This window comes from Escherichia sp. 94.0001 (assembly GCF_013369155.2).
Classification (GTDB): Bacteria; Pseudomonadota; Gammaproteobacteria; order Enterobacterales; family Enterobacteriaceae; genus Escherichia; species Escherichia coli_F.
In genome coordinates, this window is sequence record NZ_JABWMS020000012.1 from 66,700 (window position 1) to 93,258 (window position 26,559).

The 26,559-nt window shown below is 50.0% G+C and carries 26 protein-coding genes, 1 pseudogene and 1 riboswitch; of the genes and pseudogenes, 11 read left to right on the forward strand and 16 right to left on the reverse strand.

The genetic code is table 11. The features are described 5' to 3' along the window. The first annotated feature begins 27 nt into the window (after positions 1-27). The gene (ybiI, locus tag HEN33_RS08800) at positions 28-294 is read left to right on the forward strand and encodes a C4-type zinc finger protein YbiI (RefSeq protein ID WP_000146357.1); all 267 of its coding nucleotides are present in this window, start codon (positions 28-30) and stop codon (positions 292-294) included. Positions 295-558: 264 nt separating this feature from the next. Beyond that, positions 559-819, forward strand: coding sequence for a DUF1471 family protein YbiJ (ybiJ, locus tag HEN33_RS08805; protein WP_032302754.1), 261 nt, complete (start codon positions 559-561; stop codon positions 817-819). Positions 820-921: 102 nt separating this feature from the next. On the opposite strand, the gene ybiE is transcribed toward ybiJ, so the two are convergent. The 6 genes from ybiE to rhlE form a co-directional block, all read right to left on the reverse strand. After that, the gene (gene ybiE, locus HEN33_RS26315; protein ID WP_213089466.1) at positions 922-981 is read right to left on the reverse strand and encodes a protein YbiE; all 60 of its coding nucleotides are present in this window, start codon (positions 979-981) and stop codon (positions 922-924) included. A 67-nt stretch (positions 982-1,048) separates the two neighbouring features. After that, on the reverse strand, positions 1,049-2,134 hold the full coding sequence (gene hcxB / locus HEN33_RS08810; protein WP_176263125.1) for a hydroxycarboxylate dehydrogenase HcXB: 1,086 nt from the start codon (positions 2,132-2,134) through the stop codon (positions 1,049-1,051). Between the two features lie 140 nt (positions 2,135-2,274). Further along, complete coding sequence (gene ybiB / locus HEN33_RS08815) at positions 2,275-3,237, reverse strand: DNA-binding protein YbiB (protein ID WP_000386515.1); 963 nt, start codon at positions 3,235-3,237, stop codon at positions 2,275-2,277. Between the two features lie 27 nt (positions 3,238-3,264). Beyond that, the gene (gene dinG, locus HEN33_RS08820) at positions 3,265-5,415 is read right to left on the reverse strand and encodes an ATP-dependent DNA helicase DinG (protein WP_176263124.1); all 2,151 of its coding nucleotides are present in this window, start codon (positions 5,413-5,415) and stop codon (positions 3,265-3,267) included. A gap of 283 nt (positions 5,416-5,698) precedes the next feature. Continuing rightward, the gene (locus HEN33_RS08825; RefSeq protein ID WP_183083424.1) at positions 5,699-7,711 is read right to left on the reverse strand and encodes a type III effector; all 2,013 of its coding nucleotides are present in this window, start codon (positions 7,709-7,711) and stop codon (positions 5,699-5,701) included. A gap of 606 nt (positions 7,712-8,317) precedes the next feature. Next, the gene (gene rhlE, locus HEN33_RS08830) at positions 8,318-9,679 is read right to left on the reverse strand and encodes an ATP-dependent RNA helicase RhlE (RefSeq protein ID WP_032183792.1); all 1,362 of its coding nucleotides are present in this window, start codon (positions 9,677-9,679) and stop codon (positions 8,318-8,320) included. A 228-nt stretch (positions 9,680-9,907) separates the two neighbouring features. On the opposite strand from rhlE, the gene cecR reads away from it, so the two are divergent. The 5 genes from cecR to HEN33_RS08855 are packed head-to-tail and all read left to right on the forward strand — an operon-like array spanning position 9,908 to position 15,549. Continuing rightward, complete coding sequence (gene cecR / locus HEN33_RS08835) at positions 9,908-10,579, forward strand: DNA-binding transcriptional regulator CecR (RefSeq protein WP_001296991.1); 672 nt, start codon at positions 9,908-9,910, stop codon at positions 10,577-10,579. A 2-nt stretch (positions 10,580-10,581) separates the two neighbouring features. Further along, the gene (hlyD, locus tag HEN33_RS08840) at positions 10,582-11,577 is read left to right on the forward strand and encodes a secretion protein HlyD (RefSeq protein WP_001296990.1); all 996 of its coding nucleotides are present in this window, start codon (positions 10,582-10,584) and stop codon (positions 11,575-11,577) included. Further along, entirely contained in the window at positions 11,570-13,306 is a 1,737-nt protein-coding gene (locus tag HEN33_RS08845; protein WP_000997114.1) for an ATP-binding cassette domain-containing protein, read from the forward strand. The genes hlyD and HEN33_RS08845 overlap by 8 nt, the downstream gene beginning before the upstream one ends. After that, the gene (locus tag HEN33_RS08850) at positions 13,299-14,432 is read left to right on the forward strand and encodes an ABC transporter permease (RefSeq protein WP_000070131.1); all 1,134 of its coding nucleotides are present in this window, start codon (positions 13,299-13,301) and stop codon (positions 14,430-14,432) included. The genes HEN33_RS08845 and HEN33_RS08850 overlap by 8 nt, the downstream gene beginning before the upstream one ends. 10 nt (positions 14,433-14,442) lie before the next feature. Further along, complete coding sequence (locus HEN33_RS08855) at positions 14,443-15,549, forward strand: ABC transporter permease (protein WP_000469031.1); 1,107 nt, start codon at positions 14,443-14,445, stop codon at positions 15,547-15,549. Here HEN33_RS08855 and HEN33_RS08860 read toward each other — a convergent pair. Next, positions 15,511-15,921, reverse strand: coding sequence for a YbhQ family protein (locus HEN33_RS08860; RefSeq protein WP_000871982.1), 411 nt, complete (start codon positions 15,919-15,921; stop codon positions 15,511-15,513). The genes HEN33_RS08855 and HEN33_RS08860 overlap by 39 nt on opposite strands. A 132-nt stretch (positions 15,922-16,053) precedes the next feature. Between HEN33_RS08860 and HEN33_RS08865 the strand changes: the two genes are divergently transcribed. The 3 genes from HEN33_RS08865 to HEN33_RS08875 are packed head-to-tail and all read left to right on the forward strand — an operon-like array spanning position 16,054 to position 19,009. Continuing rightward, positions 16,054-16,815 carry an endonuclease/exonuclease/phosphatase family protein gene (locus HEN33_RS08865; RefSeq protein WP_001145121.1) on the forward strand — a complete coding sequence of 254 codons (762 nt, stop codon included), beginning with the start codon at positions 16,054-16,056 and terminating at the stop codon, positions 16,813-16,815. Beyond that, the gene (clsB, locus tag HEN33_RS08870; RefSeq protein WP_000650337.1) at positions 16,812-18,053 is read left to right on the forward strand and encodes a cardiolipin synthase ClsB; all 1,242 of its coding nucleotides are present in this window, start codon (positions 16,812-16,814) and stop codon (positions 18,051-18,053) included. The genes HEN33_RS08865 and clsB overlap by 4 nt, the downstream gene beginning before the upstream one ends. Next, positions 18,053-19,009 (forward strand): lysylphosphatidylglycerol synthase domain-containing protein, encoded by a 957-nt coding sequence (locus HEN33_RS08875; RefSeq protein WP_160530833.1) that lies wholly within the window; start codon positions 18,053-18,055, stop codon positions 19,007-19,009. Before clsB ends, HEN33_RS08875 begins: the two co-directional genes overlap by 1 nt. Positions 19,010-19,256: 247 nt before the next feature. Here the strand turns inward: HEN33_RS08875 and HEN33_RS08880 are convergent, their stop codons facing one another. From HEN33_RS08880 to moaA, 8 genes are all read right to left on the reverse strand, one after another. Next, a complete protein-coding gene (locus tag HEN33_RS08880) occupies positions 19,257-19,970 on the reverse strand; it encodes a Bax inhibitor-1/YccA family protein (RefSeq protein ID WP_176263192.1) in 714 nt (237 codons plus the stop codon). Positions 19,971-20,039: 69 nt separating this feature from the next. Next, positions 20,040-20,780 (reverse strand): Bax inhibitor-1 family protein, encoded by a 741-nt coding sequence (locus HEN33_RS08885; RefSeq protein WP_242460285.1) that lies wholly within the window; start codon positions 20,778-20,780, stop codon positions 20,040-20,042. A gap of 108 nt (positions 20,781-20,888) precedes the next feature. Beyond that, the gene (locus tag HEN33_RS08890; RefSeq protein WP_039021609.1) at positions 20,889-21,593 is read right to left on the reverse strand and encodes a Bax inhibitor-1/YccA family protein; all 705 of its coding nucleotides are present in this window, start codon (positions 21,591-21,593) and stop codon (positions 20,889-20,891) included. 136 nt (positions 21,594-21,729) lie between these two features. Further along, a complete protein-coding gene (gene moaE, locus HEN33_RS08895; RefSeq protein ID WP_176263193.1) occupies positions 21,730-22,182 on the reverse strand; it encodes a molybdopterin synthase catalytic subunit MoaE in 453 nt (150 codons plus the stop codon). A gap of 1 nt (position 22,183) precedes the next feature. After that, positions 22,184-22,429: a molybdopterin synthase sulfur carrier subunit gene (moaD, locus tag HEN33_RS08900; protein WP_000598604.1), complete on the reverse strand. Its 246-nt coding sequence runs from the start codon at positions 22,427-22,429 to the stop codon at positions 22,184-22,186. Further along, complete coding sequence (moaC, locus tag HEN33_RS08905; protein ID WP_000080885.1) at positions 22,422-22,907, reverse strand: cyclic pyranopterin monophosphate synthase MoaC; 486 nt, start codon at positions 22,905-22,907, stop codon at positions 22,422-22,424. The genes moaD and moaC overlap by 8 nt, the downstream gene beginning before the upstream one ends. A 2-nt stretch (positions 22,908-22,909) precedes the next feature. Continuing rightward, entirely contained in the window at positions 22,910-23,422 is a 513-nt protein-coding gene (gene moaB / locus HEN33_RS08910) for a molybdenum cofactor biosynthesis protein B (RefSeq protein WP_032183780.1), read from the reverse strand. A 21-nt stretch (positions 23,423-23,443) separates the two neighbouring features. Next, on the reverse strand, positions 23,444-24,433 hold the full coding sequence (gene moaA / locus HEN33_RS08915) for a GTP 3',8-cyclase MoaA (RefSeq protein ID WP_002432387.1): 990 nt from the start codon (positions 24,431-24,433) through the stop codon (positions 23,444-23,446). After that, positions 24,421-24,565: riboswitch (molybdenum cofactor riboswitch) on the reverse strand. Its footprint overlaps the gene before it by 13 nt. A gap of 264 nt (positions 24,566-24,829) precedes the next feature. On the opposite strand from moaA, the gene yvcK reads away from it, so the two are divergent. Beyond that, entirely contained in the window at positions 24,830-25,738 is a 909-nt protein-coding gene (gene yvcK / locus HEN33_RS08920) for a uridine diphosphate-N-acetylglucosamine-binding protein YvcK (protein WP_001246025.1), read from the forward strand. Positions 25,739-25,913: 175 nt separating this feature from the next. On the opposite strand, the pseudogene HEN33_RS08925 reads toward yvcK, so the two are convergent. Further along, positions 25,914-26,559, reverse strand: a pseudogene (locus tag HEN33_RS08925) (pentapeptide repeat-containing protein); the annotation flags it as partial.

Sequence of the window (26,559 nt, forward strand, 5' to 3'; positions counted from 1 at the left end):
TACAAGCATTGATATGGGGAGGACGATATGGCATCCGGTTGGGCTAACGATGACGCCGTCAACGAACAGATCAACAGTACAATTGAAGATGCGATTGCTCGTGCCCGGGGTGAAATTCCGCGTGGCGAGAGCCTGTATGAATGTGAAGAGTGCGGCGCCCCCATCCCGCAGGCCCGTCGGGAAGCCATTCCTGGCGTGCGCTTATGCATTCACTGCCAACAGGAGAAAGATTTACAAAAACCAGCTTATACAGGATATAATCGCAGAGGTTCGAAAGACAGCCAGTTACGTTAACTACAACTGGCGGGATGTATAGCGAGTATAATTTGTATTTTGCGTGGCATTCCGTGCCTTTAACGCTGCCGTGACTGCCACGCTGCATAAAACAAGTCCATAAGTACAACAAATAAATGGTTTATCAGTATGTTAGATATCAATCAATTTATTTGAACAAGGCGGTCAATTCTCTTCGATTTTATCTCTCGTAAAAAAACGTGATACTCATCACATCGACGAAACAACGTCACTTAAACAAAAATCACCTGCGAGAGATTAATTATGAAAACTATCAATGCTGTTGTTGCTGCTATGGCTCTTTCAACTCTGTCATTTGGCGTGTTTGCCGCGGAACCGGTAACGGCATCCCAGGCACAGAACATGAATAAAATCGGCGTGGTTTCTGCCGATGGCGCATCCACCCTCGATGCCCTGGAAGCGAAACTGGCTGAGAAAGCTGCGGCAGCTGGTGCCAGCGGATACAGCATCACTTCTGCCACCAACAACAATAAATTAAGCGGAACTGCGGTTATCTATAAGTAATTCGTAGGCCGGATAAGGCGTTCACGCCGCATCCGGCAACAGGTGCCTGATGCGACGCTACAGCATCTTATCAGGCCTACAAAATCCGAACCGTTGGACGGATCAGGCGTTTACGCTACGTCCAGCAAAAGTATTTCCCTGTCTGTTTGCCGACAGACGCATATGCTCTAACCCTCATTGATCCTATGTTACCCTTGTTTGCACTTCCGTCACTGGACGGGCTTTTTTTTTAGCTGGCTAACTGCTGACAGAAAGCCTGCAACACCTCTTCCGGCATATCAATCTGCCGTGCCGCATCACAAATGGCCTGCCAGCTTCCCGCATCCAGTGGAATCCCCAACTCCTGCCGTTCGCGACGCGTGTTCACTTCCCACTCGCCCGGTAGCAAAATCGGCTTATCGTCATCATGCGGCGAGGCTTTCACCCACTGGGCAAAGGCTTCGGTCTGCGCGCTACAATCCGGCGCGCCGAACAGTTCCGGGTTGATGATGATAGTGGTCATGCAGTTAAGAATGGCATCGGGACTGGTTTGTAACGTTTCCTGATGCGTCGTTTTACCGCCGGAAAGCGCCCCACCAAGAATTTCACACATCGCTGCAAGGGCGTAGCCTTTATGTTCGGCAAAGGTCAACAGCGAACCCAACGGCGACTCCTGCATTACCGCCGGATTGGTCGTCGGCATGCCGTTAACGTCAATCAGGCAACCTGGCGGCACGGGGACGCCTTTATGCCAGGCGACGCGGGTTTTGCCAAATGCGATGGCGCTGGTGGCGTAATCAAGCAACAGCGGGAAATTATCTTTACGAGGGAAAACCACACAGAACGGATTGGTGCCAAAGCGGCTGTCGCGACCGTGGAACGGCGCGACCATTGGAATACCGACCACGCTAACAAAGTGGATAGAGACAAACCCCGCCGCTGCACACTGCTCCGCCCAGTAACCGATACGGCCGATATGATGCGAGTTATGTAGCGCCACGGCAGCAATACCGTGCTGATGCGCTTTCTCAATCCCCAGCGCCATCGCTTCGTGTGCCGCGACCTGACCAAATGCGCGATCGCCATCAAGCGTAACCACCGCGCCCGCTTCTTTAACGATTTTGGCATGGTGGTTAATTTGCAGATGCCCCTGACTCCAGGAGCGCACATAGCTTGGGATCATGCCAATACCATGTGAATCATGCCCTGCCAGGTTTGCCGCGATTAAATGATCGGCAACTAATTTCGCTTCTTGTTCCTCGCTACCCATCTGACGAAATACAGCCTGAATAAAACTGTGCAACGTCTGAGCATCAAAGCGATGACCACTTTCCATGGTTAACTCCTGTTTATGTTATGTGTTTGTTGTTTTTTTATGCTGCACGCCGGGCGCGGGAAGGTCAATAAAGATGCAGGAATTTCATATTGCGGTGGGGTAAAAGCCGGATGACGTGGCTCATCCGGCTGAGATAAAAATTAAAATGCCTGATTAACGCGCGCCAGGCCATCGCTGATAGTTGCCGCTTCCCCCGTAGCCACCAGGCAGCAAGCCATCTGGATTTTCAGCGATTCGGGAATCGGTTCGCTGCCAGCCAGGCAACGCTCAATCCACTGCGCCGTGGTTTCCGGATCTTTTGCTTGTGGCAGTAACTCGCTACCAGCAGGGTCCTGTTTTTCATACAGCACCCGCATTCCTTCGCGGTCAATGAGATTGATCTGCGGGCAGCGCTGCGGATTAGCATACACTTCACCTTCAGTACCATGCATTAGTAGCGCCCGCCCGCCGATATCGCTAAAGAACTTCGCGACGCGTCCAATGTATTCCGGATGCGAAACGCTGGAAAGACGCAGCGCCTCACCTTCGGCAAATGGTGTCGCCAGTTTCGCCAGGGTATGTGCACTGTTACGCACGCCCATCCGCCAGCGCATCGCCAGTTGTTTTTCCAGCGGCGGGCAAAACGCGCCGACAGGCATAAACACCGGTTGATGTTCGTCGAGCTTCGCCTGCGCCTGCCCGCCGTGCAACGTTGGCGTAATACCCATCAGTTCGAAAATGGTTTCTGTCAGCACGCGGGTTGGATCTTCGCTAACCCCGTGAACCACCACAGGAAAACCGAGCTTGTGCAGGAGAATCGCCAACAACGGCGTCAGGTTGGCCTGTTTACGCGCGCCGTTGTAACTGGGGATGACAATCGGCATCGGCTTGTCTGCAGGCGGCGTCAGCTTGATGGTGTGATTTTGCATGGCTTCGTAAAAGCCGAGCATCTCTGCTTCCCCTTCCCCTTTGATACGCAGCGCAATCAATACGCCGCCCAACTCAAGGTCAGGGACTTCACCATTGAGCATATGGGCATACAGACCGCGCGCAGTATCCCGGTCTAAATCGCGCGCGTGGTTTTTCCCGCGCCCAATCTCTTTAATGATTTTGCGATAGTCCATTTACGACTCCTTACGTGACTCACATCATTAACGCCGCCGACGGCGTGGGGATTTCGTTTTTTCTTTCTTTTTAACTATACCTTCAGGGACTTCCGGTTGCTCTATCGGAAATACCGGTAATGCATCCAGTAGTCGCTTGCCATAATTTTTGGTCAGCAAGCGTTTGTCGTAAATCACCACTTCGCCCCAGCAACCGTGGCTTCGAATCAGTCGCCCAACCTGCTGAATCAGGTTAAACGAGGCGCTCGGCAGGCTTTGTACTTCAAACGGATAGCGGTTGAGGCTTTTCAGCCATTCACCTTCGGTGATCACCACTGGGCTGTCGATGGGCGGAAAAGCGATTTTGTGGATATGCACCTGGCTTAACAGATCACCTTTCAAATCAAGCCCTTCGGCAAATGACTGTAAACCCACCAGCACGCTGCGCTCACCGTTGGCAACGCGTTTGCGGTGCAGTTCAACTAAACGGTAACGCGGCTGATCGCCCTGCACCAGCAGCATCAGACGTAAATCCGTCACATAGTCGAGAAAGCGCTGCATCGCCCGTCCGCTGGCAAACAGTACCAACATACCGAGATGTTTTTTGCTCTCCACCTGCTCACGGAAAAAGGCCGCCATTTCGGCAATATGCTGCTCTTCGTTGTCGATGGAAGGCTCAAAGCGCATCCGGGGAATAACAATTTTGCCCTGTTCGCAATGGTTGAAGGGGGAATCCAGCGCCACAAAACGGTCGCCCGCTTTCTCTTTCAGCCCGCTCATCTCCTGCAAACGCGAAAAACTGTTCAGCGAACGCAAGGTTGCGGAGGTGACAATAATGTGCGGAATACTGCGCCACAGCAGCCTTTCCAGCTGATCGCTGACACGAATACCCACACAGTGAAACCAGAGATGCAGTTGCCCTTCGCGCTCTTCCCGCGTCGCCCATTTAGTGACGGGTGCACCGGAAGATTGCGCCAGAGAAGCCAGCCGCCAGAGTTTGCTTTGCGCCTCGAACATCCCCAACGCGCGGTTCATCTGCAAAATCAACCTATGCAGACGCACAATGTCGTGACTGCCGGTTTTCTCGCTTAAATCGTTAAGAAATAACTCCGCCAGACCACGCAGCATCTCGGTGAGTTTTGCCAGCCGCTGGCAGAGCTCCAGCACTTCATCAGGCAGTTCGCCCATCGCAAAACGGTGCTCTGCCTCCTGCCCGGCAGGCATGTAGAGATTGAGAATGTTGTTTAACGAGGCGATAAGCTCATACAGCTCTTCACAATGCGCATTCAAACGTTCAGGGATTGCCAGCGGTGGGATCGTCTTCGGGCGAAACTGCTCCATACAGGTAGCAACAAGCTTCGTAAACAAGTCCAGCTGCAGCCGATACCACGGCGCGGTAATTTCGGCGCTCATCTCCAGCGCATCCCGTGCCACATCCGGCAGGTGATGACCTTCGTCCAGCACCAGCAGTAAATTTTTCGGGTCAGGCAATACGGCTTCGCTTTCCATCGCCGCCATCACCAGCGCATGGTTTGCCACCACCACTTCCGCTTCCTGAATTTCCCGACGAGCGACAAAAAACGGGCATTCGCGATAGTAGTAACAGTTGCGGTTGAGACAGCTGGCTTTGTCGGTACTTAAACGACGCCAGAGATCATCATCTATAGCAATATCCGTATGATCGCGCAGACCATCCCATTTATAAGTGTCGAGATCGCCCTTCAACTTCGCACAACGTTTTTGCTCTTCCTGATTGTTCGGCGTCAGCTCGTCGTCAAGAAACGCCAGCAGATCCTGTTGCGTGGGTTCAGTGCTGGCGAGCGCCGTCAGATTACGCGGGCAAACGTAGCGCCCACGCCCGAAAGCGGCGGTAAATTTAAGATCGGGAATGATCTTTTTCAGCAGTGGCAAATCTTTGCTGTAGATCTGATCCTGCAATGCCACGTTGGCGGTACTCACCACCAACGTTTTTTGCTCTTCGCGGGCAATGGCGATGCCGGGAATCAAATAGGAGAGCGTTTTCCCAACGCCGGTGGGTGCTTCAATCGCCAGATGCCGCCCTTCTTCTCCGGCCAGCGTTTTGGCGACGTCCGCAATCATCTGCCGCTGCGGCGCACGGGGAATAAAGTCGGGGATCTGTTCCTGAAGCGCCTTATACCAGGCGGCAATTTGCGCTTTAAGCGCGGCGGTTAATGCCATGAGAAAACCTGAAATACTGTATAAACAGCCAATATTGTGGCATTTTTCGGTTTTCAGCGGTAATGGTTTTTCTGTTTCTGGAAAGCGGCTCGCAAACACGCCCTCACACAATATAGTTGATTGAAAGTTCGACGGCACGGTGAGCGCCAGTCTTCAGGGCAGAAAACAGCAAGTGATACCGCATTTCGTGGTTACACTTGCCGCCGTCATCGCTTCGCAGGAACCGGTATTGCCCGCCCTGGCCTGAGCCAGGGCCATCAATGCCATTATCCTGTTGGGATCTTTACAGCCATGCGTCTGGCGTCCACTCGGATAAAACTTTAGAAAAACGATATTGTGCGTAGCGGACCATATCACGATATAACGAACTTATACGCAGCTGGTTGGCCTCTTCATTAGACAGATTATTGAAATCAAGCAATACCGCTTTGTATGTATTAAAAGTTTGACTGCTTATCATATTTTCATCTAAAGAGTGAGCTTTAGCCAATAAAGCAAATGCATAACGTTTTAAAATTTTTGACGCATCAGGAATACCGTTAAAGACATTACTGTGAGAAATATTTGCAAATACGGCGGACAGACAGAAAAATATTTTAGATTTATCACTTTCACTGGCCTCTTTGAGATCCAGCATCGTTAATAGATTAGTGTAATGTTTTTCTTTCAAAGTATGCTGTTGCCATTGGTCTGAATCGGTCATCAAAGAGGAAAATAATGATTTAAATTCTGTCGATTGATTATCCGATTCTGGCACAAAGTCTGTTTTTCGCATTATTGCTGACATAAATACATCACGAATATAACCTTTCAATCCAAGAGCATTGAGAATCAATTGGTGTTTCTTATTTTTCTGCGCATATTCCCATCCTTTTGCAAATAAAGGAAATGCACACGTACAAATCGTTTCTGGATCATCTCTGACAACTTCATGGGTATCCTGCAAAGATGGATAAATAGAGTAATTATTCCAGATGGTCTTTTTCTTAACTTCTGGCTCAAGCATTGAGATTAACGCCTGGTGCGATAAGCGCATTACTCGCCCAGAGTTATCGGATGATAACAGGATATAACATTTATTATCTTTATCTAACAATCCTTGCAGCTGATTGAAATTCAACTTTATTTCTTCAGTAACGAATTGTTTTATTTCAGGTAATACCTGATAATTGTGATAAAGGTCAAATGCTAAGTTTTTCTCTTCAACACTTCTGTTTTCAAAAAGCAAATCAACAAATTGAATAAATCTATAATTTTCAGAAACCATCAACTCTGGTCTCTTTAAAAAGAGAGCATAGAAAAAGTTTATTATTTCCGCATCGTTACTCAGATTTTTATTTCTGAAGTAGCACAGATACGTATCCAGTACGCGCATAACAAGTTCATGATCGCTATTAAGTGCGGATTTTAATAGTTTTGCTATTATGGACGATGGGAATGCTACCATGTCCCGCAGCGTGAAGAGTTCCATGCCATCAGTTAATTGCGTTAGCAAATCTTTTACTGTTTTTATGTTATCAGTATTATCATTGAAAGATTCGTCTGCCAGAGACTCTAGTTTTTCTATCATCCCCCCGATTACAAATATATCTTTTTCGCTCTCCACGTCATGATTAGACATATCATCGACGATATCTTTAACTTTACTATCACTTTCATATAGTTTTTCTCTCACAATATTATTAGCGTTTACTGCAGAAGTCGCATCATAATAGGATGGCGGAATAATAACAGAGAATTCGTTAGTGAATATAGAATGATATGCAAGATTATCATCATTCAATTTCTCACCAACGTTAAGCGAATTAATATCCCTCAGAATATGCGTCTCAATCTGACTGTCAAAAAGACTTTTAGAAAAACCACTACCTTCAGTCAGTTCAATTTTCATCCTGAGTATTTTATTTTTGAGGTCAGAAAATGTATTTACATAAGGAATAAAAACATCTGATGAATTAGAGTTATTTTTCTTTCCATTAATATTATCTATTCTGACGGTGATCCCTTTCTCATCACGATGAATTGCATTATTCATATTTATAGAGATCACATTTTCATGTCTGGATTGCCCGGTTTTAATCGTCATATTGATATCATTTGCGCTGATCTCCGAAATCTCACTGACGAATTCTTTAAATGCATTATAGCGCTGGTGGCCAGCATTAAATTTGCCAAATGAAACATAATATGCGAAGTGTTCAAGGAAACCATGTAATTCCAGTAAATTAACCGGGTCAGAACCCTGCACCATATTTAATAACATCGTCGCATAACCATTGCATTTTGAACAATCCATACACCGCTCCTTTGCACATGAATGATCTGCGGATCATAAGCCTGGCAAAATAGGGAATCTTACAGAAATCGCTCATTTTTAACTTTTCGCACAGTAAACTCAGGATAACCTGGTTATGAAAGTTTGCTGCTGCACCGCTCTAAACAGACTGGCGATCAATCTTTCTATCAATAAGCAGAAATGAGCGATTTTTGATAGTTTATTGGAAATGCTAAAGATATACGGTAATGAAACGACTGCACACTTTATTTTGCTTAGGGAGATAGTCGGATACACTATTGACAATGAAAATAATAAAATCAGGGACAGAATCAAGCTAATACTAAATCACATATCTCATAATAATTTTCCAGATGATGAACAAACACTTTATGCAATAGCATGTTTATTCCAGACTTTCCCAGAATTTGTTTATGAATATCAACCAATGTTATTAACAATAATTCAAATTGCAAGAAGAAATAATTTCATTGCCATTTTAGATACACTAGATAGATCATAAAGCAAATTTATTAAAACAATAAAATCAGACATGTCATGCATGTCTGACCGTGTTACCTGAATAATGGGCAAAAGCCTGTGATACTCTTTTGCCCTTACATGGTATTACTGCGCAGCGGCAGGTTTACGCGGACGGCGACGGCGTTGTTGCTCGCCTGCCGGTTTGGCATCGCCGAGACGACGAGATGGTTTTTCTGCAGGTTTTGCGCTTGCAGATTTCGCGCCACCTTCTCCACGGCGAGGTTGCTGTTGACCGCGACCACCGCCTTGTCCACGACCTCCGCCACGTTGCTGGCGACCGTTCTGTATCGGTTCGGCCTTGATTGACGGGTCCGGCTCATAACCCGGAATCGCAATGCGTGGAATCTCTTTTTTCAGCAGTTTTTCGATATCACGCAGAAGTTTGTGTTCATCCACACACACCAGCGATAACGCTTCACCAGTTGCCGCTGCACGACCGGTACGCCCGATACGGTGGACGTAATCTTCCGGTACGTTTGGCAGTTCATAGTTGACGACGTGCGGCAACTCTTCGATATCCAGACCGCGTGCAGCGATGTCAGTTGCCACCAGAACACGAATATCGCCCGATTTAAAATCGGCCAGTGCACGAGTACGCGCACCTTGCGATTTATTACCGTGGATCGCCGCACTACGGATGCCATCTTTATTGAGCTGTTCAGCGAGATGGTTAGCGCCATGTTTGGTACGGGTAAACACCAGCACCTGCTGCCAGTTCCCTTTCCCAATCATGTGCGACAGCAATTCGCGTTTGCGTTTTTTATCAACAAAGTGAACATGCTGGGTCACCTGATCAGACGCGGTATTGCGGCGTGCCACTTCGATTTCCAGCGGGTTGTGCAGCAGTTTTTCCGCCAGGTTTTTAATATCGTCTGAGAAAGTGGCGGAGAACAACAGGTTCTGGCGCTTCGCTGGCAGCTTAGTCAACACACGACGGATATCGTGGATAAAGCCCATGTCGAGCATGCGGTCTGCTTCATCGAGGACAAGAATTTCAACCTGATCCAGCTTCACTGCATTCTGATGTTCCAGGTCCAGCAAACGCCCCGGCGTTGCCACCAGCACATCAACGCCACCGCGCAGCTTCATCATCTGCGGGTTAATGCTCACACCGCCAAATACGACCAGCGAACGAATATTCAGGTATTTGCTGTAATCACGGACGTTTTCGCCAATCTGTGCAGCCAGTTCACGGGTTGGGGTAAGAATGAGCGCACGGACCGGACGACGCCCTTTGGCGTGCGGCTGGCGGGTAATCAAATGTTGCAACAGGGGCAGCGTAAAGCCTGCCGTTTTGCCAGTGCCGGTCTGGGCGCTAGCCATCAGGTCGCGGCCTTCAAGCACCGCTGGGATCGCCTGCTGCTGAATAGGGGTGGGTTCACGGTAACCTTGCTCGGCAACGGCGCGCAGGATATCAGGGCTTAAACCCAAAGAATCGAAAGACATAACTACTCCGAACCGCCCCGACCGTTACCGGTGTAGTTTTCAGGGAGATACTGAAAAGGAAAATGACAAAAACCACAATGTCATGAGGGGGCGGAGTGTAGCAGTTTTTGTGACCCAGCGCATAAATTATCCCTGTGACTGGCGTAGCTAAAATTCTTAGCCATACTGGACAACTCCAGGATGGAGACATAATCTTAATCAATCATTTGATTAAGAATGGACTGTGCGATGAATAATCCTGCCATGACAATCAAGGGTGAACAGGCGAAAAAACAGCTGATTGCTGCCGCACTGGCGCAGTTTGGCGAATATGGAATGAACGCCACCACCCGCGAGATAGCCGCCCAGGCCGGGCAGAATATCGCTGCCATCACCTATTACTTCGGTTCGAAAGAAGATTTATATCTCGCCTGCGCCCAATGGATTGCCGATTTCATTGGCGAGCAGTTCCGTCCGCACGCTGAAGAAGCCGAACGCTTGTTCGCACAACCACAGCCGGATCGCGCAGCTATTCGTGAACTGATCCTTCGTGCCTGCAGGAACATGATTAAGCTGCTCACCCAGGATGACACCGTCAACCTCAGCAAGTTTATCTCCCGTGAGCAGCTCTCTCCCACGGCAGCCTATCACCTGGTGCACGAACAGGTGATTAGCCCGCTACACAGCCACCTTACACGCCTGATTGCCGCCTGGACCGGCTGCGACGCCAACGACACCCGCATGATCCTTCATACCCATGCGTTGATTGGTGAGATTCTGGCGTTTCGTCTTGGCAAAGAAACTATTTTGTTACGTACCGGCTGGACCGCGTTCGATGAAGAAAAGACCGAACTGATCAACCAGACGGTGACCTGTCATATCGACCTGATTTTGCAAGGATTATCGCAAAGGAGTTTGTAGTGATGAAAAAACCTGTCGTGATCGGACTGGCGGTAGTGGTACTTGCCGCCGTGGTTGCCGGAGGCTACTGGTGGTATCAAAGTCGCCAGGATAACGGCCTGACGTTATATGGCAACGTGGATATTCGCACCGTGAATCTTAGCTTCCGTGTTGGGGGGCGCGTTGAGTCGCTGGCCGTGGACGAAGGTGATGCGATTAAAGCGGGCCAGGTGCTGGGTGAACTGGATCATAAGCCGTATGAAATTGCCCTGATGCAGGCAAAAGCGGGTGTTTCGGTGGCACAGGCGCAGTATGACCTGATGCTTGCCGGGTATCGCGATGAAGAAATCGCTCAGGCCGCCGCAGCCGTAAAACAGGCGCAGGCCGCATATGACTATGCGCAGAACTTCTACAACCGCCAGCAAGGGTTGTGGAAAAGTCGCACTATTTCGGCAAACGACCTGGAAAATGCCCGCTCCTCGCGCGACCAGGCGCAGGCAACGCTGAAATCAGCACAGGATAAATTGCGTCAGTATCGCTCCGGTAACCGTGAACAGGACATCGCCCAGGCGAAAGCCAGCCTCGAACAGGCGCAGGCGCAACTGGCGCAGGCGGAGCTGAATTTACAGGACTCAACGTTGATAGCACCGTCTGATGGCACGCTGTTAACCCGCGCGGTAGAGCCTGGCACGGTGCTCAATGAAGGTGGCACAGTCTTTACCGTCTCACTGACACGTCCGGTGTGGGTGCGCGCTTATGTTGATGAACGTAATCTCGACCAGGCCCAGCCGGGGCGCAAAGTGCTGCTTTATACCGACGGTCGCCCGGACAAACCGTATCACGGGCAGATTGGTTTCGTTTCGCCTACCGCTGAATTTACCCCGAAAACTGTCGAAACGCCGGATCTGCGTACCGACCTCGTCTATCGCCTGCGTATTGTGGTGACCGACGCCGATGATGCCTTACGCCAGGGAATGCCGGTGACGGTGCAATTCGGTAACGAGGCAGGACATGAATGATGCCGTTATTACGCTGAACGGTCTGGAAAAACGCTTTCCGGGCATGGACAAGCCCGCCGTCGCGCCGCTCGACTGTACCATTCATGCTGGTTATGTAACGGGGCTGGTGGGGCCGGATGGCGCAGGTAAAACCACACTGATGCGCATGCTGGCGGGATTACTGAAACCCGATAGCGGCAGCGCCACGGTGATTGGCTTTGATCCGATCAAAAACGACGGCGCGCTGCACGCCGTTCTCGGCTATATGCCGCAGAAATTCGGCCTGTATGAAGATCTCACGGTGATGGAGAACCTCAATCTGTACGCGGATTTGCGCAGCGTCACTGGTGAGGAGCGGAAGCAGACATTTGCTCGCCTGCTGGAATTTACATCTCTTGGCCCGTTTACCGGACGCCTGGCGGGCAAGCTCTCCGGCGGAATGAAGCAAAAACTCGGCCTGGCCTGTACCCTGGTGGGCGAACCGAAAGTGTTGCTGCTCGATGAACCCGGCGTCGGCGTTGACCCTATCTCACGCCGCGAATTGTGGCAGATGGTGCATGAGCTGGCAGGCGAAGGAATGTTAATTCTCTGGAGCACCTCGTATCTCGACGAAGCCGAACAGTGCCGTGACGTGTTACTGATGAACGAAGGCGAGTTGCTGTATCAGGGAGAACCGACGGCCCTGACGCAAACCATGGCCGGACGTAGCTTTCTGATGACCAGCCCGCACGAGGGCAACCGCAAATTGTTGCAACGCGCCTTGAAACTGCCACAGGTGAGCGACGGCATGATTCAGGGGAAATCGGTGCGTCTGATCCTCAAAAAAGAGGCCACGCCAGACGATATTCGCCATGCCGACGGAATGCCGGAAATCAATATCAACGAAACTACGCCGCGTTTTGAAGATGCGTTTATTGATTTGCTGGGCGGTGCCGGAACCTCAGAATCACCGCTGGGCGCAATATTGCATACGGTGGAAGGTACGCCTGACGAGACGGTGATCGAAGCGAAAGAACTGACCAAGAAATTTGGTGATTTTGCCGCCACCGATCACGTCAACTTTGCCGTTAAACGTGGAGAGATTTTTGGTCTGCTCGGGCCAAACGGCGCAGGGAAATCGACCACCTTTAAGATGATGTGCGGTTTGCTGGTGCCGACATCCGGCCAGGCGCTGGTGCTGGGGATGGATCTGAAAGAGAGTTCTGGCAAAGCGCGCCAGCATCTCGGCTATATGGCGCAAAAGTTTTCGCTCTATGGCAACCTGACGGTCGAACAGAATTTACGCTTTTTTTCTGGTGTGTATGGCTTACGCGGGCGGGCGCAGAACGAAAAAATCGCCCGTATGAGTGAGGCGTTCGGCCTGAAAAGTATCGCCTCCCACGCCACCGATGAACTGCCATTAGGTTTTAAACAGCGGCTGGCGCTGGCTTGTTCGCTGATGCATGAACCGGACATTCTGTTTCTCGACGAACCGACTTCCGGCGTTGATCCCCTCACCCGCCGCGAATTTTGGCTGCATATCAACAGCATGGTAGAGAAAGGCGTCACGGTAATGGTCACCACCCACTTTATGGATGAAGCAGAATATTGTGACCGCATCGGCCTGGTGTATCGTGGGAAATTAATCGCCAGCGGCACGCCAGATGATTTGAAAGCGCAGTCGGCCAACGACGAGCAACCCGATCCCACAATGGAGCAGGCCTTTATTCAGTTGATCCACGACTGGGATAAGGAGCATAGCCATGAGTAATCCGATCCTGTCCTGGCGTCGCGTGCGGGCGCTGTGCGTCAAAGAGACGCGGCAGATCGTTCGCGATCCGAGTAGCTGGCTGATTGCAGTGGTGATCCCACTGTTGCTGCTGTTTATATTTGGCTACGGCATTAACCTCGACTCCAGCAAGCTGCGGGTCGGGATTTTGCTGGAACAGCGTAGCGAAGCGGCGCTGGATTTCACCCATACCATGACCGGTTCGCCCTACATCGACGCCACCATCAGCGATAACCGTCAGGAATTGATCGCCAAAATGCAGGCGGGAAAAATTCGTGGCCTGGTGGTGATTCCGGTGGATTTCGCCGAACAGATGGAGCGCGCCAACGCTACCGCGCCGATTCAGGTGATCACCGACGGCAGTGAGCCAAATACCGCTAACTTTGTGCAAGGTTATGTCGAAGGGATCTGGCAGATCTGGCAAATGCAGCGGGCAGAGGACAACGGGCAGACTTTTGAACCGCTTATCGACGTCCAGACTCGCTACTGGTTTAACCCGGCGGCGATTAGCCAGCACTTTATTATCCCCGGTGCGGTAACCATCATCATGACGGTTATCGGCGCGATTCTCACCTCGCTGGTGGTGGCGCGAGAATGGGAACGCGGCACCATGGAGGCGTTACTCTCTACGGAGATAACCCGTACGGAACTGTTGCTGTGTAAGCTGATCCCTTATTACTTCCTTGGGATGCTGGCGATGTTGCTGTGTATGCTGGTGTCAGTGTTTATTCTTGGCGTGCCATATCGCGGGTCGCTGCTGATTCTGTTTTTTATCTCCAGCCTGTTTTTGCTCAGTACTCTGGGAATGGGACTGCTGATTTCCACAATTACCCGCAACCAGTTCAACGCCGCACAAGTTGCCCTGAACGCCGCTTTTCTGCCGTCGATTATGCTTTCCGGCTTTATTTTTCAGATAGACAGTATGCCCGCGGTGATCCGCGCGGTGACGTACATTATTCCCGCACGTTATTTCGTCAGCACCCTGCAAAGCCTGTTCCTCGCCGGGAATATTCCGGTGGTGCTGGTGGTGAACGTGCTGTTTTTGATCGCTTCGGCGGTGATGTTTATCGGCCTGACGTGGCTGAAAACCAAACGTCGGCTGGATTAGGGAGAAGAGCATGTTTCATCGCTTATGGACGTTAATCCGCAAAGAGTTGCAGTCGTTGCTGCGTGAACCGCAAACCCGCGCGATTCTGATTTTACCTGTGCTTATTCAGGTGATTCTGTTCCCGTTCGCCGCCACGCTGGAAGTGACTAACGCCACCATCGCCATCTACGATGAAGATAACGGCGAGCATTCGGTGGAGCTGACCCAACGTTTTGCCCGCGCCAGCGCCTTTACCCATGTGCTGCTACTGAAAAGCCCACAGGAGATCCGCCCAACCATCGACACACAAAAGGCATTACTCCTGGTGCGTTTCCCGGCTGACTTCTCGCGCAAACTGGATACCTTCCAGACCGCGCCGTTGCAGTTGATCCTCGACGGGCGCAACTCCAACAGTGCGCAAATTGCCGCCAACTACCTGCAACAGATCGTCAAAAATTATCAGCAGGAGCTGCTGGAAGGAAAACCGAAACCCAACAACAGCGAGCTGGTGGTACGCAACTGGTACAACCCGAATCTCGACTACAAATGGTTTGTGGTGCCGTCGCTGATCGCCATGATCACCACTATCGGCGTGATGATCGTCACGTCACTTTCCGTCGCCCGCGAACGTGAACAGGGTACGCTCGATCAGTTACTGGTTTCTCCCCTCACCACCTGGCAGATATTTATCGGCAAAGCCGTACCTGCGTTAATTGTCGCCACGTTTCAGGCAACCATTGTGCTGGCGATTGGTATCTGGGCGTATCAAATCCCCTTCGCCGGATCGCTGGCGCTGTTCTACTTTACGATGGTGATTTACGGTTTATCGCTGGTGGGATTCGGTCTGTTGATTTCATCACTCTGTTCAACACAACAGCAGGCGTTTATCGGCGTGTTTGTCTTTATGATGCCCGCCATTCTCCTTTCCGGTTACGTTTCGCCAGTGGAGAACATGCCAGTGTGGCTGCAAAACCTGACGTGGATTAACCCTATCCGCCACTTTACGGACATTACCAAGCAGATTTATTTGAAGGATGCGAGTCTGGATATTGTGTGGAATAGTTTGTGGCCGCTACTGGTGATAACGGCCACGACAGGGTCAGCGGCGTACGCGATGTTTAGACGTAAGGTGATGTAACTTCTTATCTTTCGCCAGTAAAGACACTACTGCCGGGCCAGCAAGGATCGCCAGCCCTGCAATCGCCAGCAAAAAGTTGTTTTCCAGTACGCGGGATAACAGCCACAGCACAATCAGCGCTGCGCCAAAATACCAGGTTGTGGTCAGTTCTTCCAGCACATCTGCCACCTCACGCCAGCGTTGCTCGGGGTGGCGCTGAAACACCAGCATCATCACTACCGTGACACAATACAGTGCGCATAATCCTACGCCGACGTGAACCAGAGTTTTACTCATCCAGCCCACCACCAGCAGCGCCACTACCAGTAAATGCAACATAATCTGCCAGCAACTTAGACCAGTTGCGACACGAACACGTTGTTGCCACTTCATGGCTTCTCTCCTGAAGAATTTATCTCTACATACTCAGAGTACCGAACTTTACGGAAAATTCCGTAAGACCGCACCTTTTTGTGACGCCGACTACACTATTTCAATGAGATAAGAGGCAAAGACAGGAAAATTATGCCCGTTCAAACACAACAATTTTCGTTCAAGGTGCTCACCATCAATATTCACAAAGGCTTTACCGCGTTTAACCGACGCTTCATTTTGCCGGAACTTCGCGACGCCGTGCGTACCGTCAGCGCCGATATTGTTTGCCTGCAGGAAGTGATGGGCGCGCACGAAGTTCATCCGCTGCATGTGGAAAACTGGCCCGATACCTCGCACTACGAGTTTCTCGCCGACACTATGTGGAGCGATTTTGCCTACGGTCGCAATGCGGTGTATCCCGAAGGGCATCACGGAAATGCGGTACTGTCACGCTATCCCATTGAACATTATGAGAATCGCGATGTTTCGGTCGATGGTGCGGAAAAACGTGGCGTGCTCTACTGCCGCATTGTGCCACCGATGACCGGAAAAGCGATTCATGTGATGTGCGTACATCTGGGCCTGCGTGAAGCGCACCGTCAGGCGCAGCTTGCGATGCTCGCTGAATGGGTGAATGAGCTGCCGGACGGCGAACCGGTATTAGTGGCAGGTGATTTCAACGACTGGCGGCAAAAAGCCAATCATCCCTTAAAAGTGCAGGCCGGGCTGGATGAGATATTTACCCGCGCCCACGGACGCCCGGCGCGTACGTTTCCGGTGCAATTTCCTCTACTACGACTGGACAGGATCTATGTCAAAAATGCCAGCGCCAGCGCGCCGACCGCGTTGCCACTACGGACCTGGCGACACCTTTCTGATCATGCCCCTTTAAGTGCGGAGATTCATTTATGAAATGTAGCTGGCGCGAAGGCAATAAGATCCAGTTGCTGGAAAACGGCGAGCAATATTATCCCGCGGTGTTTAAGGCGATTGGCGAGGCGCAAGAACGCATCATTCTTGAAACGTTTATCTGGTTTGAGGATGACGTCGGCAAACAGCTGCATGCGGCGCTACTGGCAGCAGCGCAACGCGGGGTGAAAGCGGAAGTCTTGCTGGATGGCTACGGTTCGCCGGATCTCAGCGATGAGTTTGTCAATGAACTGACGGCAGCTGGCGTGGTGTTCCGCTACTACGATCCCCGCCCTCGCCTTTTTGGTATGCGCACCAATGTGTTTCGCCGGATGCATCGCAAAATTGTGGTGATCGACGCACGTATCGCCTTTATTGGTGGGCTGAATTACTCCGCCGAGCATATGTCCAGCTACGGTCCAGAGGCTAAACAGGATTACGCGGTGCGCCTTGAAGGGCCGATTGTCGAAGATATTCTCCAGTTTGAGCTGGAAAACCTGCCAGGACAGAGCGCGGCCCGACGCTGGTGGCGACGTCATCACAAAGCGGAAGAGAACCGCCAGCCGGGAGAAGCGCAGGTATTGCTGGTCTGGCGCGATAACGAAGAACATCGCGATGATATCGAACGCCACTATCTGAAAATGCTCACTCAGGCGCGGCGGGAAGTGATTATCGCCAACGCCTACTTCTTCCCCGGCTATCGATTTTTACACGCCTTGCGTAAAGCGGCACGGCGCGGGGTGCGGATCAAACTGATCATTCAGGGCGAACCGGATATGCCGATTGTCAGAGTCGGTGCGCGCTTGCTGTATAACTATCTGGTTAAAGGTGGCGTTCAGGTTTTTGAGTACCGCCGACGCCCGCTCCACGGCAAAGTAGCATTGATGGACGATCACTGGGCGACAGTAGGGTCCAGTAATCTCGATCCGCTCAGTTTGTCACTGAATCTCGAAGCAAATGTCATCATCCACGATCGTCATTTTAACCAGACGCTGCGCGATAATCTGAACGGCATCATCGCCGCAGATTGTCAGCAGGTGGATGAAACCATGCTGCCCAAACGCACCTGGTGGAACCTGACGAAAAGCGTGCTGGCGTTCCACTTTTTACGCCACTTCCCGGCGCTGGTTGGCTGGCTTCCGGCACACACGCCACGTCTGGCGCAGGTTGACCCGCCCGCTCAGCCGACAATGGAAACGCAGGATCGGGTAGAAACTGAAAACACGGGGGTAAAACCCTGATGAGTAAATCACACCCACGCTGGCGCTTAGCAAAGAAGATCCTCACCTGGCTGTTTTTTATCGCAGTGATTGTGTTGCTGGTGATCTACGCCAAAAAGGTAGACTGGGAAGAGGTCTGGAAGGTCATCCGCGATTACAATCGCGTTGCGTTGCTCAGTGCGATTGGGCTGGTGGTCGTCAGCTATCTGATATATGGCTGCTATGATCTGCTCGCCCGCTTCTACTGCGGTCATAAACTGGCAAAGCGCCAGGTGATGCTGGTGTCGTTTATCTGCTACGCCTTCAACCTGACGCTCAGTACCTGGGTCGGCGGCATTGGTATGCGCTATCGTTTGTACTCCCGGCTAGGGTTACCGGGCAGCACTATTACGCGGATTTTCTCGCTCAGTATTACCACCAACTGGCTGGGCTATATTTTGCTGGCCGGGATTATCTTTACCGCAGGCGTGGTGGAGCTGCCGGATCACTGGTATGTCGATCAAACTACGCTGCGTATTCTCGGCATTGGCTTACTGCTGATTATCGCGGTTTATTTGTGGTTTTGCGCTTTCGCGAAGCACCGCCATATGACCATCAAAGGGCAAAAGCTGGTGCTGCCTTCATGGAAATTCGCCCTCGCCCAGATGCTGATTTCCAGCGTTAACTGGATGGTAATGGGAGCGATTATCTGGCTGTTGCTGGGTCAAAACGTGAACTATTTCTTTGTACTGGGCGTGTTGCTGGTAAGCAGTATTGCCGGCGTAATTGTGCATATTCCAGCAGGAATTGGGGTGCTGGAAGCAGTGTTTATTGCGCTACTGGCAGGGGAACATACATCAAAAGGAACGATTATCGCCGCCCTGCTCGCTTACCGTGTGCTGTATTACTTTATCCCGCTGCTGCTGGCGCTGATCTGTTATCTGTTGCTGGAAAGCCAGGCGAAGAAGCTACGAGCGAAAAATGAAGCGGTAATGTGAAGTTCAGTTAAATTCTTTTGGTTTGTGCAGATTGTTAGCAAAGTGCTATTTATTCATGGCGGATGCGGCGTGAACGCCTTATCCGCCCTACAAAACCGGACTAAGTTAATAGTTTACAATTCCAGTCAGTATCAGCTAAGCATAATGGATCAGCCTCATTACATTTCTTCAGGATTTTATTCATGAGGTTATATAAAAACGATTAACACGCATTTTCCAAAAAGAGAAACTTATCTATTTTTTACGGCTAATGAAAAAACCGCGTATGCCTTTGCCAGACAAGCGTTATCGCTATTGCTGCAAGTATCCCAAAGAAGCCGATAAAATAGTAATAGAGTGTTAATGCACCTGTAAAAGCGCAACGAACCGGACTCCACAACTCTTCGCTATGGCATTTTCCTGCCAGTTCAAGGAGCTTATTTCGTCCATGCGAGATAATGCCTGACCATAAGACAATCATTAAGCAACTTATTACCCAAACAGGCCGTTCACTCATTAATGCGGTATTTACGCTGATCACCAGAGTCAACCCTGTCAACGTCATCATAATGATGAAACGGTGAGAACCAGGATCAACATTAAATAATAAACCGGCCTGCATACTGATTAAAAACATCGCGCCCGCAGTGCTGAACACAAGGATAATGGCAGATACAGGAGCTAAACTAGCAACGACAATCGCCACCAAAGAGATTAAAAACAGATACATTACGCCTGCGATGGCGGCATTTATCTTGTTGATATATTTACTTAAGCCATACATACAAAGTAATAATAATCCTATGACAACATACATTGGTGGTGAATCATATTTGGTTGCCGTAATTTCGAGATGCTTAGCTCCCCAGGCCAGTCCTGCGGTTGCCCCCAAACCTAAAGCGGTAATGAGCCATACACCGTTTAATATTCTGGCTTCGTGCTGAAATTCATTAGCTATGTTATTTGCTGAGCGCGATTTCATTATTTTTATATCCTTAAATTAAATATCAATATCTATTCCAATTAACGTAATAAAACTCGTCAATTCGCACTACCACACTAAACCATTAATAAAGTCAAGAACTGTTACAGTAATTCTAAAGAGGACGCTCAAAATACTAAAATAAAGTGTTATTGCCCCAAGAACTATACAGCGAAGAGAACCTGAAATTTCAGAGGTGTCGGCAACACGGATCAAATCTTCCAGTGTTGTTGCTTCACAGGCAGCCGTAATGCCCCAGATAAAGACAGTCAAAATACTCGCTAACCACACGGAAAAACTGCTGGTAAGGTTCAGGTTAACAACAAAAGCAATACTCAAACCACAGAAAATATATAAATATAACTGTCTGACTGGTGGGATAACCCTATTACTACAACAGCAAATCAGCGCCATTGCGGCAAACATCCCTCCCGTAATTCCCATTACCGTCGCTATGCTCGAAAAGGTAAAAAGGCTGGCGAAGAGAAAGCCAATAAGCAGGATTATTAGCAGATAGACCAGACATGCGCCTGATGCATTGAGTCTTTTCAGGGCGTAGTTTAACCAAAGACCACCTATTATCAGTGCAGCCAAAGCGAAGACAAACGCGCCTGGAGACTTTTGTGACGTAACCCAATGCAAGTGCTGAAATATCCAGGCACAGCCTGCCGTAGCCCATACTCCAGCAGCTGTTAACCACCAAATGAGGAACAGCATTTTGCTGAGCGAAGCGCTTTTTTGCTGTAATTGAGTAGCAGTGGATCGTCTGTTCAAATGCGTTATCTGCCCCTGAAATTGCGTAGTGGACATAGTCTGGCATTTGCCGCGATTCAGTTCTCATGTAAATGAGCGGAATAGTCTTTATAAAATCCGAAAAAAATCCCGACACATGGCCGGGATATTGATGGTGAAAAAGAATTAACGGCGGTTGCCGAAGATCCGCAACAACATCAGGAACAGGTTGATGAAGTCCAGATATAAGGTTAACGCGCCAAGAATGGAATATTTGCGCAGGTTTGACGTGTCGCGGGTATCAATCTGCTCACCCATATTTTTCAATTTCTGAGTGTCATATGCCGTCAATCCGACAAAGACAATCACGCCGATATAGGTAACTGCCCACATCAATGCTTCGCTTTTCAGCCAGAAGTTGACCAGCGATGCCAGCACAATGCCGATTAACGCCATAAACAGCATATTGCCAAAGCCGCTTAGATCACGTTTGGTGGTGTAACCGTACAGGCTCATTGCGCCGAACATCCCGGCAGTAACGACGAAAGTACTGGCGATAGAAGCAGCAGTATAGACAATGAAAATACTGGAAAGCGTCAGACCCGTCAGCGCCGAATAAAGCATAAAGAGCATGGTCGTTACACTTGCGCTCAGCTTTTGAATCATCGCTGATAACACAATAACCAGTGCTAATTGCGCGATGATCAGACCGATTAAAAAAACACGGTTAGTGAACAATAGCTCCATCACGGCCGCAGAATTAGCCGCATACCAGGCAACAAATGCGGTCAGCAACAAGCCAACGGTCATCCAGCCATAGACTTGCGCCATATAAGTTTGCAAGCCAGCCCGGGGTTGTACAATTGAATCAGAACGTGGGAATCTGTCCATGACGATCTCCTGAAGATATAAGGAATATCTTAAGGATACTGCAAAATGATGAGGCTGTGCATCGACGCAGCGTAAACGCATATACTGAGCGGTGAAATTGCCGGACGCAGCGGTGCCTTATCCGGCTAACAAAAAACTACCAGCGTTTTGCCGCCTGCTGATCGCTCTCCCGAGCTTCGACCCAGCGGTCGCCTTCCGGCGTGGCTTCGCGCTTCCAGAACGGTGCGCGGGTTTTGAGATAATCCATAATAAACTGCCCGGCTTCAAACGCACTGCTGCGATGCGCACTGGTGACACCGACAAAAACGATTTCATCGCCCGGCCATAATTCCCCGATGCGGTGAATCACCGCGACGCGCCCCAGCGGCCAGCGGTTACGCGCTTCATCGACAATTTCTGCCAGTGCTTTTTCAGTCATCCCCGGATAGTGTTCGAGGGTTAATGCTTTGACGCTGTCGCCAAGGTTATGGTTGCGCACCTTACCGGTAAAGGTGACTACCGCACCGTCTTCGTCACGCTCAGCCAGCCACGGATACTCTTCTCCTACGCTGAACGGCTGCGGGCCGACAACAATTTTGGTTTCTGCCATCTTAACCTCCGGTTACCGGCGGGAAGAAAGCCACTTCGTCGCCGTCAGTCAGCGGATGGTCAAAACTCACCAGCGTCTGGTTGACGGCAGCCAGCAATTTGCCATCTTCCAGCGCCAGCGCCCAGCGATCGCTCTGCGCAGCCAGATGCTGGCGTAACGCTTCAACGGTTGGGAAATCCGCAGCCACTTCGCTTGCATCTGTTCCCACCAACTCGCGCACCTGGGCGAAAAAAAGAACTTTAATCATCCGCTTCCACCTTAAAGTCACCTGACTTGCCGCCGCTCTTCGCCAGCAAACGTACCGGACCAATCACCATATCTTTTTGCACCGCTTTACACATGTCATAAATGGTCAGCGCCGCCACGGAGGCCGCGGTTAACGCTTCCATTTCAACGCCGGTTTTCCCAGTCAGGCGGCATAAGGTTTCTATACGTACCCGATTGTGCTCCGGCTCGGCCTGCAAATTGACTTCAACTTTGCTGAGCATCAGCGGGTGACACAGCGGGATCAGATCCCATGTGCGTTTTGCCGCCTGAATACCGGCGATACGCGCAGTGGCAAATACGTCGCCTTTGTGGTGGCGACCATCAATGATCATCGCCAGCGTCTCGCTGCGCATGGTGACAAAGGCTTCGGCGCGCGCTTCACGCACGGTTTCTGCTTTGGCGGAGACATCCACCATGTGCGCTTCGCCAGCGGCGTTGATATGGGTCAGTTGCGACATACTTATTTCTTCAAATGTGGATGGAAATTACACGGACGCGTACGGGCATCCAGCTGCGGTGCGATGATATTTTCCCAAGCGGTACGGCACGCTTTGGTTGAACCGGGCATGGCGAAAATTAGCGTTTTGTTAGCCACACCCGCTACCGCACGAGATTGCAACGTTGAGGTGCCAATCTCTTCGAACGACAACATCCGGAACACTTCACCAAAACCTTCAACTTCACGGTCGAACAGCGGCAGCAGTGCTTCAGGGGCCTGATCGCCTTCGGTCAGGCCAGTACCACCCGTAATCAACACCACTTGTACATCGTCGCTGGCGATCCACGCAGATACCTGAGCGCGAATAGCGTAGCGGTTTTCTTTCACAATGGCTTTATCGACAACGTGATGACCCGCGTCCTGCGCCGAATCGCGCAGATAGTGACCGGAGGTATCGTCTTCTTCACCGCGACGATTAGAAACCGTAAGAATAGCAATACGGGTCGGGATAAATTCAGTGCTTACCTGACTCATCTGATCTCTCCTTTTGACGTTTTAGCCGCCAATGTACGATAAGTTTTGCGTAATACCGGTGTTATTTTGATGCAGGAAATGGGTCTGTTTTTTCTCCCGCAGCGCCGCTGAAATACGTGCTTCCAGCGCCTGTTGCTGGGTATCGTCTTCCAGTAAATCGCGCAGGTTAACGCCGCCTTCACCGAACAGGCAGAGATGGAGTTTACCAATGGAGGAGACGCGCAGGCGGTTGCAAGTGGCGCAGAAGTCTTTTTCATACGGCATGATAAGGCCAATTTCTCCGGCGTAATCCGGATGACAAAAGACTTGCGCGGGACCGTCGCTGCGTTGACGTAATTGGTGGATCCAACCGCGACGCAGTAGCTCGTCACGCAGAACCTGACCAGAGATATGATGCTTGCGGAAAAGCTCGCTGCCCTCGCCCGTTTCCATCAGTTCGATGAAACGCAGCTGGATGGGGCGATGCTGGATCCAGTTCAGAAAGGTGTCGAGTTGGTGATGATTAACATCACGCATCAGCACGGTATTGACTTTGACCTTCTCAAAACCGGCCTCAAATGCAGCATCGATCCCTGCCATGACCTGATTGAATTTATCCTGTCCGGTAATAGCCTGAAACTGGCGAGCGTCGAGGCTATCGACACTCACGTTGATACCAGTAAGACCAGCATCACGCCAGTTCGCCACGTCGCGTTCCAGACGGTAACCATTGGTGGTGACCGCTATCTGGCGAATAGCGTCGTTTTCTCGCACAGCGGCGATGATATCGGTAAAGTCGCGACGCAAAGACGGCTCTCCGCCCGTCAGACGGACTTTTTCGGTGCCCAGACTGGCGAAGGCGCGCGTAACCCGGCGAATTTCATCGACGGTCAGAAAGCCTTTATTGGTGACGCCGCTCGGTTTGTAGCCATCCGGCAGGCAGTAGGTGCAACGGAAATTGCACACATCGGTAATCGACAGGCGCAAGTAGTAAAACTTACGCGCAAATGCATCAGTCAGTTGTGAAGCCATGTACACCTTTCCAGATACGGGAGGCGAAGTCATTTCTTCCTTCGCCCTGGTGGCAATCTTTGTAAGCATTGTCACGGCCAAAGCACCGTATCAGTTGACCCAGGTGCAGAGGCTAGAGTGTTTAGTGGTTAAGCCGATACTAGCGTGTAAACAGGATTTTTACCATCCACACTTTCGCTATGTAATCATGTATATAGCGTCATGATCGTGCTATTTCGCTACAGAATAAGGGAAAATAGCGGTTTTACTTTGATATACATCATCACGGATGCATAGCGTACATCGTCCTTTAGAGGTAGAAGAAAATAGTTTGTATCCTCAATATTGGCAGGTTAATTGCTGTTTCCCCGCAATTTGCGCTACTGTAGCGCGGATAATCTGACTCCAGGAAACTATATGCGCAATCGTACGTTGGCTGACCTTGATCGTGTCGTTGCTCTCGGCGGAGGGCATGGACTGGGACGCGTTCTCTCATCACTTTCGTCTTTGGGTTCTCGTTTAACGGGTATCGTCACCACCACCGATAATGGTGGCTCGACGGGGCGTATTCGCCGCTCAGAAGGCGGCATTGCCTGGGGCGATATGCGCAACTGCCTCAACCAGCTGATAACTGAACCCAGCGTCGCTTCCGCAATGTTTGAATATCGTTTCGGCGGTAATGGCGAACTTTCCGGGCACAACCTTGGAAACCTGATGTTGAAGGCACTGGATCACCTTAGCGTGCGGCCTCTTGAAGCGATTAATCTGATTCGCAATCTGTTGAAAGTGGACGCACATTTGATTCCGATGTCGGAGCATCCTGTTGATTTAATGGCGATTGACGATCAGGGGCATGAAGTATACGGCGAGGTCAATATTGACCAGCTCACTGCGCCGATACAGGAGCTACTCTTAACCCCCAACGTACCTGCCACACGTGAAGCGGTGCTGGCGATTAATGAGGCGGATCTGATCATTATTGGGCCAGGGAGTTTTTATACTAGTCTTATGCCCATTCTGCTGCTCAAGGAAATGGCTCAGGCATTACGCCGAACGCCTGCCCCGATGGTGTATATCGGTAATTTGGGGCGAGAATTAAGCCTGCCTGCTGCAAATCTCAAGCTGGAAAATAAGCTGGCGATTATGGAGCAGTATGTTGGTAAAAAAGTGATTGATGCGGTAGTTGTTGGACCGAAAGCTGATGTATCCGCAGTTAACAACAGAATTGTGATTCAGGAAGTACTGGAGGCCAGCGATATTCCTTATCGTCATGACCGCCAGTTGCTGCATAACGCACTGGAAAAGGCATTACAGGCACTAGGTTAAGCGCCTGTGCCGGGGGCAGAAAAATACGACTGTGACTATGGCGTTTTAAATTATAGAAGGCCATAGTCACCTTTTTTTGGCACAACCCCATTGTTAGCAGCTCATTTATCTTTCCACTTTCTGGAATTTAGTTTTGCTTCTTGATGTTTCTTGTGCCATGACTATTCTAATAATGTTATAATCCCCATGCTTTGGGAGCCACCGAATCTAAATATTTATCAATATGATGAGAACGAGTATAATCTGCTATATTTTTTGATAAAATGGCCGTGCAATTTAAACCAGAACCTAATCCCAGTAGTACCGTTAACCAGTTATCCAGAGCTTCAGATTCAACAATCGAGTTTTCCAGTTCATATGCTTTTAGTAAAAGAGCAGCAGAGTAAATTCTGAGGATTTGCGGAGAATTGTATTCCGTTCCTAAACTTGAAGCTGAAGAATATCTTGCGAACACGACAGCAAAACTTATCAGAAGCATTGCTTGTTCCGTTTTATTTGCATTTTCCATTCTGCAAGCCTTCATTAAATCTTTATAATGGTTTCCCTTAATATTTAAACAAGACTTATACTTCAATAGTTCGCTAACATTCTTTTTTTGTTTTATCTTTTTATTTTTACTTAACATTTCGTAACCCGCACCTTCTATAGATTGCGCCTGCAATGAGTAATTATCTATGAGTTTCATAAGAGGCGCAAAAATTTCATTTAATTTTATTTGTTCATCAATACCATCCATTTTGGTTTGAGAACAACAACTTTGTGATGCAGTGACAAATGGTTCGTATAGATCACCAAGCTGAAGGATTTTGAGATAATTTTTT

Coding starts and splice junctions, on each gene's coding strand:
- moaA (WP_002432387.1), bottom strand. CDS start 24,433: ATGGCTTCACAACTGACTGATGCATTTGCGCGTAAGTTTTACTACTTG.
- HEN33_RS08890 (WP_039021609.1), bottom strand. CDS start 21,593: ATGGACAGATTCCCACGTTCTGATTCAATTGTACAACCCCGGGCTGGC.
- yvcK (WP_001246025.1), top strand. CDS start 24,830: ATGCGCAATCGTACGTTGGCTGACCTTGATCGTGTCGTTGCTCTCGGC.
- HEN33_RS08885 (WP_242460285.1), bottom strand. CDS start 20,780: ATGTCCACTACGCAATTTCAGGGGCAGATAACGCATTTGAACAGACGA.
- HEN33_RS08850 (WP_000070131.1), top strand. CDS start 13,299: ATGAGTAATCCGATCCTGTCCTGGCGTCGCGTGCGGGCGCTGTGCGTC.
- rhlE (WP_032183792.1), bottom strand. CDS start 9,679: ATGTCTTTCGATTCTTTGGGTTTAAGCCCTGATATCCTGCGCGCCGTT.
- hcxB (WP_176263125.1), bottom strand. CDS start 2,134: ATGGAAAGTGGTCATCGCTTTGATGCTCAGACGTTGCACAGTTTTATT.
- HEN33_RS08855 (WP_000469031.1), top strand. CDS start 14,443: ATGTTTCATCGCTTATGGACGTTAATCCGCAAAGAGTTGCAGTCGTTG.
- HEN33_RS08880 (WP_176263192.1), bottom strand. CDS start 19,970: ATGAAATCGCGCTCAGCAAATAACATAGCTAATGAATTTCAGCACGAA.
- moaE (WP_176263193.1), bottom strand. CDS start 22,182: ATGGCAGAAACCAAAATTGTTGTCGGCCCGCAGCCGTTCAGCGTAGGA.
- ybiB (WP_000386515.1), bottom strand. CDS start 3,237: ATGGACTATCGCAAAATCATTAAAGAGATTGGGCGCGGGAAAAACCAC.
- hlyD (WP_001296990.1), top strand. CDS start 10,582: ATGAAAAAACCTGTCGTGATCGGACTGGCGGTAGTGGTACTTGCCGCC.
- moaB (WP_032183780.1), bottom strand. CDS start 23,422: ATGAGTCAGGTAAGCACTGAATTTATCCCGACCCGTATTGCTATTCTT.
- HEN33_RS08825 (WP_183083424.1), bottom strand. CDS start 7,711: ATGGATTGTTCAAAATGCAATGGTTATGCGACGATGTTATTAAATATG.
- HEN33_RS08845 (WP_000997114.1), top strand. CDS start 11,570: ATGAATGATGCCGTTATTACGCTGAACGGTCTGGAAAAACGCTTTCCG.
- cecR (WP_001296991.1), top strand. CDS start 9,908: ATGAATAATCCTGCCATGACAATCAAGGGTGAACAGGCGAAAAAACAG.
- HEN33_RS08875 (WP_160530833.1), top strand. CDS start 18,053: ATGAGTAAATCACACCCACGCTGGCGCTTAGCAAAGAAGATCCTCACC.
- ybiJ (WP_032302754.1), top strand. CDS start 559: ATGAAAACTATCAATGCTGTTGTTGCTGCTATGGCTCTTTCAACTCTG.
- moaD (WP_000598604.1), bottom strand. CDS start 22,429: ATGATTAAAGTTCTTTTTTTCGCCCAGGTGCGCGAGTTGGTGGGAACA.
- clsB (WP_000650337.1), top strand. CDS start 16,812: ATGAAATGTAGCTGGCGCGAAGGCAATAAGATCCAGTTGCTGGAAAAC.
- HEN33_RS08865 (WP_001145121.1), top strand. CDS start 16,054: ATGCCCGTTCAAACACAACAATTTTCGTTCAAGGTGCTCACCATCAAT.
- HEN33_RS08860 (WP_000871982.1), bottom strand. CDS start 15,921: ATGAAGTGGCAACAACGTGTTCGTGTCGCAACTGGTCTAAGTTGCTGG.
- ybiI (WP_000146357.1), top strand. CDS start 28: ATGGCATCCGGTTGGGCTAACGATGACGCCGTCAACGAACAGATCAAC.
- dinG (WP_176263124.1), bottom strand. CDS start 5,415: ATGGCATTAACCGCCGCGCTTAAAGCGCAAATTGCCGCCTGGTATAAG.
- moaC (WP_000080885.1), bottom strand. CDS start 22,907: ATGTCGCAACTGACCCATATCAACGCCGCTGGCGAAGCGCACATGGTG.